The organism is Anaerotruncus sp. 1XD42-93 (genome assembly GCF_009917605.1).
GTDB lineage: Bacteria > Bacillota > Clostridia > Oscillospirales > Ruminococcaceae > Anaerotruncus.
The window spans coordinates 1-11124 of sequence record NZ_QZEG01000036.1; the positions used below are offsets into that span (position 1 = coordinate 1).

General features: G+C 49.5%; 5 protein-coding genes and 1 pseudogene. 1 reads left to right on the forward strand and 5 read right to left on the reverse strand.

Features of this window, described 5'->3' with window-relative positions; all coding sequences use genetic code 11:
* Positions 1-919: pseudogene (locus D5269_RS12175) on the forward strand (relaxase); the annotation flags it as partial.
* 305 nt (positions 920-1224) lie between these two features.
* Here the strand turns inward: D5269_RS12175 and brxL are convergent.
* The 5 genes from brxL to pglX all read right to left on the reverse strand — a co-directional run bounded on the left by brxL (position 1225) and on the right by pglX (position 11116).
* Positions 1225-3291, reverse strand: coding sequence for a protease Lon-related BREX system protein BrxL (brxL, locus tag D5269_RS12180; RefSeq protein WP_120485834.1), 2067 nt, complete (start codon positions 3289-3291; stop codon positions 1225-1227).
* An 18-nt stretch (positions 3292-3309) separates the two neighbouring features.
* On the reverse strand, positions 3310-5910 hold the full coding sequence (gene pglZ / locus D5269_RS12185; RefSeq protein WP_120485835.1) for a BREX-1 system phosphatase PglZ type A: 2601 nt from the start codon (positions 5908-5910) through the stop codon (positions 3310-3312).
* Positions 5911-6035: 125 nt separating this feature from the next.
* Entirely contained in the window at positions 6036-6575 is a 540-nt protein-coding gene (locus D5269_RS12190; RefSeq protein ID WP_120485836.1) for a hypothetical protein, read from the reverse strand.
* An 8-nt stretch (positions 6576-6583) separates the two neighbouring features.
* Complete coding sequence (locus D5269_RS12195) at positions 6584-7618, reverse strand: AAA family ATPase (RefSeq protein ID WP_120485837.1); 1035 nt, start codon at positions 7616-7618, stop codon at positions 6584-6586.
* 15 nt (positions 7619-7633) lie between these two features.
* The gene (gene pglX / locus D5269_RS12200) at positions 7634-11116 is read right to left on the reverse strand and encodes a BREX-1 system adenine-specific DNA-methyltransferase PglX (protein WP_120485838.1); all 3483 of its coding nucleotides are present in this window, start codon (positions 11114-11116) and stop codon (positions 7634-7636) included.
* Positions 11117-11124: the final 8 nt, after the last annotated feature.

The following is an 11124-nucleotide window of genomic DNA, read 5'->3' on the forward strand; positions in this document are numbered from 1 at the left end:
AAAAAGCTACAACAAATGGCTGGGGGATCGGGCAAAGCCCTCCCACCGGGAACAGCTCCGCATGATGATTGGCCAGGCGTTGGAACAGAAACCGGCAGACTTTGACGCGCTGTTAAAGCTGCTTGAGGAAATGGGCTGTGAGGTGTCGCGCCGGGGACAGGCAATCCGGCTCAAAGCCCCCGGCTGGAAGAATGTTGCCCGCATGGATGAAAAGCTGGGACAAGGGTACAGCGAAGATGAAATCCGGGCGGTCATTGCCGGAGAAAAGCAGCATACGCCCCGCAGAAAAGACGCGGTTTCAGCTCCCACTCCCAAGGTCAATCTTCTGGTGGATATTCAGGAGAAATTGCAGGCCGGAAAAGGCGCTGGCTACGCGCGCTGGGCAAAGGTATTTAACCTCAAACAGATGGCGCAGACAATGAACTACCTCACCGAGCATGGCCTGCTGGAATATGCGGTATTGGAGGAAAAAGCTGCAACGGCTACCGCCCGTCATAATGAGCTGTCGGCGCAGATCAAGGCGGCGGAAACCCGCATGGCGGAGATAGCCGTACTGCGGACCCACATCATCAATTACGCCAAGACCCGCGAGGTCTATGTAGCCTACCGCAAGGCAGGGTACAGTAAAAAATTCCTTGAAGGGCATCGGGAGGCCATCACGCTCCACAAGGCGGCGAAGGAGGCTTTTGAACAGCTTGGCTTGAAAAAGCTCCCCCGTGTCAAGGAATTGAACGCCGAGTATGCCCAGCTTCTGGAACAGAAACGGGCGGCGTACCCGGCGTACCGAAAGGCAAGGACGGAGATGCAGGAGTACCTTGTGGCGCAGAAAGTGGTGGCTGTCCTTCTGGAAAAGGAGAAGGAACAGGCGGCTATGGAGGAGCGGCGCAAGGAGGAACAGCGCACCGATCCGCACAGATGATCTTGGCGGGGCTGGCTTACAGGAATGTAGGCCAGCCCCGCTTTTTTTCTTTTTCCCGGAAACACCGAGGCGGTCGTTTCCGGCTCCACGCGGGGCGCAAGCCCCGCCTGTCCCTGCAAAGCAGGGACAACAGCGTTCGGGAACCGAACGCGCAGCCAGCCCCGGCTACGGGGCTGTTCACGGGGTTTGGGGTGCGGCCCCAACGAGCAAAAATGGACTTCCAGCGGTCACGCTGGAAGTCCATTTTGAGCATTTGTGGGAACAAATGCACTGCTCGCCAAAGAGCGTACCACGACCAAAAGCCCTTACTCCACGCCTAATGCCTTAAACACAGCATCTTCAGCACTACTGTAGAAAATAAGGTTAAAGCATCCAATCAGTTCTGAAGGAACCGAACCTATGTCCGTTGCCGAGGTGATTGGTAACAGCACTTTCTTCGCACCGCTGTCCAGACAGACTTGGAGAGAATTTGCCAACTCATCTACCTTAATCATCGTACCGCTGATGCTGATTTCTCCCATCACAGCCGTGGAACTCAGCACAGGCTTCCCGATGGCAATAGAACACAAAGCTATTAATGTCGGCAGAGCAAGTTTCCCAGTCATGCCGATGCCTTGCAAGTCCTGATAGTTGACGATGTAATCCTTTGTGGTCGTGCTGATTGTCCCGCTAATGCGGTTACCGTTTGCCTTGAGGAAGTTAAAAGCTGTGTTGGAAGACTCCCGCGCATCACGGTCTGATCCAATACCAGTCCGCTCAAACTTACCGTTTCCGGGGAGCATCTGCGATTCGAGGCGGAAAACGCCGATCATGCCGGATTTTCCTTGACCTACAGTATAGACCTGTCCGGGATTACACATTCCCTCTGGTATCAGCTTTCCGCCGCCTTGCTCCGGCACGGAAACATACTGTTCTTCAAAAGTCTCATTGTCGATATAGGAGAAGTTCACATCGTAGAACTCCATGCCACCGAGCTTCTTCAGTTGTTCTTTTACTCGGCGGCGCATTTCCAGGGCGAGACGCAGGATTTCTTCCAGTTGTGCCTTTGTGAACTCACCATCCGGGTACAGCAGTTTAAGGAAACCGCCGACCATCTTGCGAACGGCAATCGTGTCACGCTGATTCAGATTCTTCCCAAGATGATAGTATTTGTCCAGAGCATCGCCGTATTGTTCCTTCCGCAGTTCTCTGATGAACTCCGCAAGGTAATCTGTGATAAAGCCATAGTCATTCGTAAAATGCTCCGGACGGAATTTCGGTATTTCCCATCCGGGTATGTAACAATGCATACGGTCAAGAAATGCCGTGTCCGTTCCCATTTCAGGCGGGAACGGGTCAAACAGACTGGAAGTCTTAAGAAGAACGTCCACGCTCTGATTGATGTTACCCACGAACACCATTGACGCAGAGGCCGCCTTTTCTTCTTTGCCGCGGGCGAAGGAGCCGGATGCCATGTAATCCTTCATAATCTGGATGCCGTCTTTATCTTTGAAATTGATCCCGGCAACCTCATCGAAAGCAACGCAATCCCACAGACCGACCAAGCCTACGGTCTTTCTGCCCATATTGTAGAACAGATTAGCAACCGTGGTCTGACCGCCCGATACAAGGATGCTGTTCGGAGAAATCTCCTTAAACAAATGAGACTTACCCGTGCTGCGCGGTCCCAATTCGCAGAGGTTGAAGTTATTCTCTACAAGCGGGATCATGCGGGCAAGGAGCAACCACTTCTCACGCTCCTGCAAGTTATCAGGCTCCATGCCGATAGAACGGAGAAGTACATCCATCCATTCTTCCTTCGTGAAAGCCTTTCTGCCTTTCTTCAGTTCGTTTATATCAACATGAGGCATCTGTATCGGCGTGAGTTTCCGAATGTGGATAGGATTGCCGTTTTTCTGATCTTCCTCAATATACTCATAATCAAGCTGCACAATACACCAGATACCGCCGCAAAGCAGACGGTCATATTTCTCCGGGTATTCATCGGCAACAGGTATGCCTTTCAAACCGAGGTTGGAGAACTCCGCCTCGTAAATATTCTTCTTTATATTCAGACTGACCGTAATCTTGTCGATAACGGTATGACTGCCCTTGGAACGCAGCACAGACAGGATTTTCTGTGCTTCATCCGGGCGGACGAAATTGTCCGCCAGAATGCGCTTCACGTTCTTCACGCCTGCCTCAATCACAGCATCGTCATCCGAACTGCAATACTGACCGAGAAGAAACTCAAGGACATACACAGGCACATTTGCGCCTTCCTTGATTTTCTTCGTCAGGTCTTTGCGGACGATCTTGCCGTCAAAGTGCTGGCGGAGTTTCTCTTTGATGATTTCACGGGTGCTTTCAGTACCCTCTAAAATCTGGTCCATGCTTCACCCTCCGCATCGTTAACTGAAGAAGTCAAACTCATCCACCGCAAAAGCGATGTCGATTTGGAATTCCTCACGGGATATCTGTAAACCATCCTCATCAGCGATGACAAGGTAGTAGGTTTCCGTATTACTGTACTTCAGCGATTTCAGGTTAAAGCTGCAACGGAATGTACGCTCCTGAGCGTTATCGCTCGTTTTGTCTGCAATGATGCGGGAAATATCGCTGATAACCTTGCCGGAACTGTCCGTAAAATAAAGCTGATAGGTCGCTGCCTCACGGTTCGCCGCCACAGTCTCTTTCTGATAGAAGCTCAACGAGAAGATCATATTGCTGATCTTACGGCTCGCTGAAAGCAGACTGACCGTCACAGGCTTGGTATCATACTTGCTCCTGTTGCGCCTGTACTCCTTTGAATCGTTGCGCAGGAAGTGGTAATCGATAACCGGCACGACCATTTCCTGCAAGCTGATTCCGCCATGCACGAAATTCAGGCCACCGCCTTTCATCTTGATACGAATGCTTTCTCTCGGCGCAAAACCGTCATAGTCTGAACTGCCGCCGAGAAACTTCACGGGCAGAAGATACTTCGGCTGTGCGCCCTTCTGCATAATGGCGTAGCGTCTGCCGATTTCAATGTCCTGTTCGCTCTCCGTAGTCTTGTCTACCTTGCCATCCTCATTCAAGGGGCTGTAGGTGTAAAGAAATCCGTGATCAGAGGTGATGAGGATATTGGCTCCTCCGAACTCGTTTGTAATGATACGAACTACATTCTTCAGTTCATCAATCGCCTCATCACACGCTCCGAAGATGGACTTGTCGAGGTGACCGGCTTCATCAATGGTATCGTGATAGATGTAAACGACATCCATTCCTTTTACCAGAGCTTGACGGTCGGCTCGTTTCATTCCGATGATATCTTTATACTTCAATGCAACACTCTTGGCATCCGCATTTTTAAGCAGTTTATCTCTGTTGTTTGCTTCTGTGGGCTGACCGTCCGCAAGTACCGCCAGTCGTTCCGTTTTGCCGGACTTTAACTCGACCGACAGTTCTTTATGCGGCAGTAACGCCGCCATGCCGAATTTGGTGATGGTCGGAAAAATACCCTGCATGGAACTCACATCAACCTTGCTCTGCGTTTCACGGCGGAGCTGCTCCGCAAGTTGGGCGGCGACCTCGTATCTCATGGCGTCAGAGATGATGACATATACCCTTGAATCCGAGGAGCTGATCTTGCTGCGGTAAAAGTCTGTTTGCTGTGGAACTTCAAGAATCCGTCCGTACTCACGGAGATTATCCGCACAGGCATCCGACCAGTTGTTGCCAAGCTGACCGAGGAACCAATTTGAGTACAAACCCTCGACCTCTTCCATTACCGACGCAAACAGGTCTGACAGTTCTGAATGATAGGTCTTGAGGCTTTCCGAATAGCTTCTGTGGAACTGGCGGTAGTAAGTATCCATGATGCAATAGGTAGATGTATACTCCGCCCATACCTTTTTCGGCTCAACCGTGTGAAATCCGGCTGAGTGCGTTTTGTAAAACGCCTGCATATGGGAAACCTGGAGAATACCGTCATAGAAGTTCTCCACTTCCTCGTACCACACGCAGGTGCGCCGCTTTTCGACCGTTCGGTTGATCATATCCACATCAATCATATGGTCGCCGATTTCCTTCATCAGCTTTACAAGGATGACCTCGTTGATGCATGGGAACACCTCAGTATCTACCAGATCATCCACTGTCAGCTTCATGAATCTTTGAGGCAGTTTTGCCTCAGATTCCACGAACTCTGCGATTTCATAAAGTGCTTGGTTGTCGCCGCCGTGTAGCCAGTCCGAAACGAAGTCATAGCAATAAGCTTGATGTGCTGCTGAAATAAAACCTTCAAGCCCTGCAAGAAATTCCCGCCTCATGGTGCGGGTGACCGCCGTAAGCAGGATGTGCATAGCAAACCTGCCAAGATCAACATCAGGCTCGTGATAGCCTGTACCTTGCGCCACCATGCGCCAGAACGCCTCATCAATTTCATAATTCACAAAGTCCTGATATACGCTGTTGCTTTCAGCGGACAGACCGCCTTTCAGAACAGCCTTGATGATGTGGTTCGGCTTTGCCTCTTTCAATCCGGCAAGCGCAGCCATTACCGCCATTTGTAGCTGTGCAGGTGTGGTCGGAATGTTTGCCTGCATCGTTACCCACCTGCGGCGCTCCTTAGCGTTGAAAAATTTACGGTATGACTTGAACCCTTTACGGAGTCCTGGCGTCTGCGGAATACCCATCTCATCCATCCACATAGAAACAAGATCGGCGCGGAATTCTTCACTGTACAGTTCGATATCCAAAAGCCAGTTGTCTTCCTGAGACTCGTAGGAGATCGGGCAATACACAAGATAGTTGCTGGATGTGTCATCAACACCGAGCAGTTTCTTCGTGGAGAAATAGTTCATTCCCGTAAGCGCCACAATTTTTGCGTCCGTCAGTGCAATCTCCGAAAGCTTGTCCTCAAACTCCCGGTCCTCATCATGCCAGACGATAATGCGGCGTTTGTAAAACTCCGGCAACGGCGCCGCAAACCGCCGTTCTAAGTCTTGTATGATTTTTTCGGTATCCATGAATCCGCCTCCACTTTGTTTTCCACCCGCTTGCATACGACGCAAAGGAAAATGCGTCTATGTAAATTGCGAATGCAGTGCGCTCGTATTTTATGATAGCCAGCTGATAACGCCAAAGTTTTTCCTTATGTAGCTGTGCCACCCACAGGTTGAAGTGGGTAGCGCCCTAATTCCGCATCGGAATTCCATTCGGAAATGCTTACGACCTTCACATCGTCAATTATTTTTCTCCCTACACCGGTTATTTTAGATTGAAGGGCAAACGGAAGCCGCTGTTGAAGTTTGTTTCGAACCATCAGCCTTGAGGTGGAGTTTCCCGCCGGATATTCCAAAATGTAAATAAACATTTTAGGCTTATCTTTTCCCATCAAATAAAGCCAATGGGAAGAATCATAAAACTTCTTAGCAACATTCTCCAATTTGTTTTCACTGGAAGGATTAAACCGTTCAGGATGCGCTGCACCTGGAATAGCAGCATTTTTATATTCAACCAATAAAATGTGGCTTTGGGTTTCAATTACGAAATCCACATCACATAAAAATCCAATGATGCCATAAGTATGGGCAGCATCCTGATAGCATTTATGGATTTCATCGGTTGACCAAAGAGCGGTAGTGCAATCAATAAAATACTGCCCGTTTTCTTCTGTGTATTTTACAGCCATAGCTCTCCTCACAATCCAATGTCATAAATTTCATTCAAAAGTTTGTCAAATGCCGAAATAATCGGATTGTTTTGCAAATCGGCGAATTTTTCAGCCTTTTCATATGTGACTCCACAGGCTGTACCTGTAATTGACAAAGAATGAAACATGAGAATATCATGCTCTGACTTTTTTACCTCAAAATAGCTTGCAAGCATATAGTCATGGGTGGAAACAAACACCTGTACACCCTTTCGCTGCAATTCCAACAGAATTTCAACAATGATGGGGATATAGGTAGGGTTAATGTTGGCTTCCGGCTCATCCCAAAAGAGAATGGAACCATTTTCAAGAGTGCCGTTCTTGATCAGCTGCCACAAAAGTGCCATTTTGCGGATACCCTCTGCGATCAGATTGAACTCCTGCTTGGAACTTCCGCTTTTTAGGTAAAACTCATCTCGCTTTACATCGTAAATCACGGTTCCATGTGTCATTTTCTCGACAGCCTTCAGCATAGCCTCCCTGGCCGAACTGTTCCTTCCAACGGAAATATCGACCTTGGCGGCATTGATAATGTCCAGATAGGTGTCGTCAAATCGAACATTGTCCATCTCGGAGGCGGCATTGAGGTTATAGCTGTGGGAGAGGATCTCTTTTGCGGGAATAAAAATACTGCTCACCCCTGCAAAAGACTCTTCCCAGCCGTCTTCTCCGCTGACTTCAGCCTCCCACTTTTTTGTTTTTCCATGGAAGGTTGCAGTCAAAATCCGATCCTGACCATTTTCCCTTTCTCCCGCAGTGATACGAATCAAGCCATTGCGGTTTCCCTGCTTTCTGGTGATTAGCCGGGAAATCTTGTAGTCATCCGGCAACATGGTGGAAACCAGCTTATGAGAAAACGAGGTCTTTTTGCTGACGCTCTGGCAGGCGGAATACAGGGTTTTCAGGATGTGGGTCTTACCGGTCCCATTTTCCCCGATAAAAATGTTGATGCCTGGGCAGAACTCAATCTGCTGATCCTCAAAAACAGTGTAGTTTTCCAGTTTGATTTTCTTAATGATCATTGATAACTCGCCTCCTCACTTTATTTTTGCCAAAACATCCTGGAATATTGCATAGTTCTTCTTTACACCGTCATCCAAGTCGATCTTGATCATCTGGTCGGCGAGGTGGTGGATTTTTTCTTCGTATTCCCTGATTTCCGCAGCCTGTGCTTGGAGCGCGGCAAGGCGTTTGCTCAGTTTCACCCGTTCAGAGGTAGACGCGCCGTTGATGCGCTGCTCCAGATTGGCAATCGCCGTGCGGTAACGGCTCTGCTGCTCGTGGACATAATCGGTGCGGATGCGGGCGATGGTGTCCGGCTGATAGCGGTGCAGATAGATCAGGCACTTGAAGCCGTTCTTTTTGCCGGAGTCAAACAGCCAGTAGATGGGCCGTTTCTGGTAGATCTTGCAGTGGTCGGCGTAAAAACCATTCAGGAAGTAATTGCGGATGACCTCACGGGGGGAACCCTTGCCACCCAAAGCGTCCGCGATGAATTTTAGGTTTTCCTCCAGCGTGGCCTTGCCGTATACGGTCTCCACCCACTCCACAAACCGGCCCATGATGTCATCCTCGAAATAGTCGTCATCGCAGATGGGGAGGATGGCGTCCTTGTCCGGCTGGAAGGTCTTGTACTTGGCCGCGTCCCACTCGCCGCCGGCGTAGACCAGGCCCTCCACATCCAGCGAGTACCGCCCGAACATACAGCCCACGGCGTAGGAAATCAGACTGCGGATATCCCGGCCCAGGTCGGCCCTGCGGACGGTCACATCCTTGTCCTCAACGACCGGGTCAAGCTCGTCCTGGAGGCCATAGATGTCGATGAAAATGCGGTTCAGCTCCTCCTCGTTGGCCTTGAGCTGCTGGAAGCGTTGCTCGCACTCCGCCTCCCACGCCGCAAACGCCTCCGCCACCGTGGCCGCGCCCCGCACCAGCGGATGGCGCTTGAAGTCCCAGGAGGTCTCGAAGGAGTCCCAGTCGATTTTAGATAGCAAAATAGATTTTGACACTCTTTCTATTACTGCTACCTGATGCCCACACCGTAAAGGTACATTTGCTACATGACCTACTTTGAATTCATAGGAAGGGGATAATACTTTCAAAAAAACGCCACTTACTTTACTGTTTAACATTCCAATGATCAAATAAAGATTATCTCTAGTTGAAGCAAAAACACTGGCTCCTTTAGAATCAAATAATGCACCAGGCTTTGAATATCGCACCATAATATCTCCAGAACAAATCGCTGTCCATGTTCCACTCGCCCTGAAAGAATATTCTGCATTATAATTATGCGACCGAATGCGTCCGGTCTTTTCATCGGTAATCTTCTTTATTTCAAACCCATCATTTTCCCAATTTACCACTAAATCATTATTCCCATACCATTTTCTATTTGCCCCTCCCTTATTGTATGGGAACCATTTGCAGCTTGAATCTATTGCGCCTTGAATGCTAGTGCAATCTGTGCATACTTTATCCCAAATGATTTCATGCCAATACCGTAAAAATCTCTCATTATCTGCGGTTGTCATACCTTCACGGGTAGTCGCCTGATTTGAAACTTTTTTATCTCTAAAGCAAAGAATTGCGTTATGTGAAAGCCAATATGCCATTGAAGCATTTGGAACATTTGCAAAATCAGAATATACTGCAAGATAGAGTTTTTTTCGCGATTGAAAAATAGACTCTTTTTCCGCCTCATTATCTCCAACGGTTAAATCCATGTAACTTCCAATATATGTTTGAACACATCTCTTACAGAAGACAAACGAAGCTGTCTGAACAACTTCACCACTTATCTCATCAAACCCTCGTGCGCCAAACTGCAAAAGATTTATCAAGGTTATAGCAGATAATTTTTTGCGCAAAGTTTCATATGTAGCAGTAAACATCCAAGATTGTTGTGTAATCATGGCCTGATAGCCGTTCATTGCAGCAAACTGCCTGCACCGCTCGATAAACACGGCGAACAGGTCGGTTTTGCTGTCTGGGAAGTTCTTTTTGATGTACTCCTGCACTTTCTCTCTGGCATTGCTCACTGCCATATACGGCGGATTTGTACATACCACCTGATACTTCTGCGTCAGAGCAATAGCGATTTTTGCCAGTTCAGGAATGGCATCCTTGATAGCGTCATACCACAGTAACAGCCCGACATTCTCAGCGGTCTGTGATGCAGTCAGTTCCCACGCTTCGATAAATCCGGTGTAATCGCGCTGTTCCAACTGGAGAATGGAGCCGTATTCCTTGGCATCGCGGAAAGAGTCTATCAAATAGTTCAATGTTTCCTGATGCTCTTTAGACCGGAGAAAATCGCCCATATCAAACGGGAAAGCCCCGCCAATCCAGTTGCTCTCCTGAATCGCATATACGTTCGGCTGAACCGGGTGGGCGAAAAACCGGCGGTCATACTGCCGGGCTTTCATCATCACGGCGAAATAGGCAAGCTGCGCCGCTCGGTCGTCAATATCCAACCCCCACAAGTTTTTCTCCACAATGCTGCTCACCGCTTCACGGGCGGTATAGCCGTAGTCCTCGTAAATCTGCACCAGCACATCGAACAGGTAGCAGAGGATATGCCCGGAACCCATGCAGGGGTCGATACACCGGATATCCTCCGGTTTCAGCGTGGCGTACTCCTTGCGGATTTCCGCAAGCTGCGCCTGCACCTCGGCCTCCTGCTCCGCCTCGTCCAGATAGTATCTCCATTCTGCTTTCAGCGTATCATTGGGATGCCCCTCCAGCCACAGGCGACCCAGACTGTTTTCCACCATATAGCGGACGATCCAGTTCGGGGTAAAGAGCTGGGTGGCAGCGGGGATGTTTTCCTTGGTAATTTTGATGTTCTTTTTCAGGTCGGCAAATACCTTGTCCTTCGGCTCGGTGTTGTAATACTGGTACAGCCAGCCGATAATCTGCACCTGGTCCCGCCAGTCTTCTTCCGGGATCAGGGCGATCATCTGGTGGATGGTGCTGCCATCCCGCAGCAGATAGTCCGGCAGAAGAAGCTCCGTGTCATCGGCAATGCGCTGGAACATCTTCGGCAGAATAGAGGATAGGGCGTTGCACTGGATGACAAGGAGATATTTGAACAGTTCCTCGTCCTTATTGGCGTTTTTCAGCTCGTAAACCCTGTCCATGTTCAGACCGTCCAAATCGAGGTGGATGGCCTCGGCCAGAATCTGCGGTTTGAACTCGCCCTCGTCATTGGTGAACACCCGTACATGAGAGGGCAGATAGCCGTTGACCTCCATGAAACGGAGGGCAGCAAAACGGTTGAACCAGGTGTAGGCGACCTCTTCCATGACCTGTTCATATCCGTGCTCTTTCACCTTGCGGATGAGTTCTCTGCGCTGCTTCTTTTCGGCATCGGAAAGGAGCAGCCCGTTCACGCTGTCCGCGTTCGGGTCGGCTTTGCCGTCCGCCGTAATTCCATATTGTAACGCTTTCTGGGAGACACGCTCGATCAGCTCGCGCCTTGCCCAGACCGCGTATTTTTTTATTGCGTTCTTGTCCATCGTGTTCT

Bases quoted from the DNA above. Each gene is read 5' to 3' on its own strand.
- pglX (WP_120485838.1), bottom strand. From the start codon at position 11,116: ATGGACAAGAACGCAATAAAAAAATACGCGGTCTGGGCAAGGCGCGAG.
- brxL (WP_120485834.1), bottom strand. From the start codon at position 3,291: ATGGACCAGATTTTAGAGGGTACTGAAAGCACCCGTGAAATCATCAAA.
- pglZ (WP_120485835.1), bottom strand. From the start codon at position 5,910: ATGGATACCGAAAAAATCATACAAGACTTAGAACGGCGGTTTGCGGCG.
- D5269_RS12190 (WP_120485836.1), bottom strand. From the start codon at position 6,575: ATGGCTGTAAAATACACAGAAGAAAACGGGCAGTATTTTATTGATTGC.
- D5269_RS12195 (WP_120485837.1), bottom strand. From the start codon at position 7,618: ATGATCATTAAGAAAATCAAACTGGAAAACTACACTGTTTTTGAGGAT.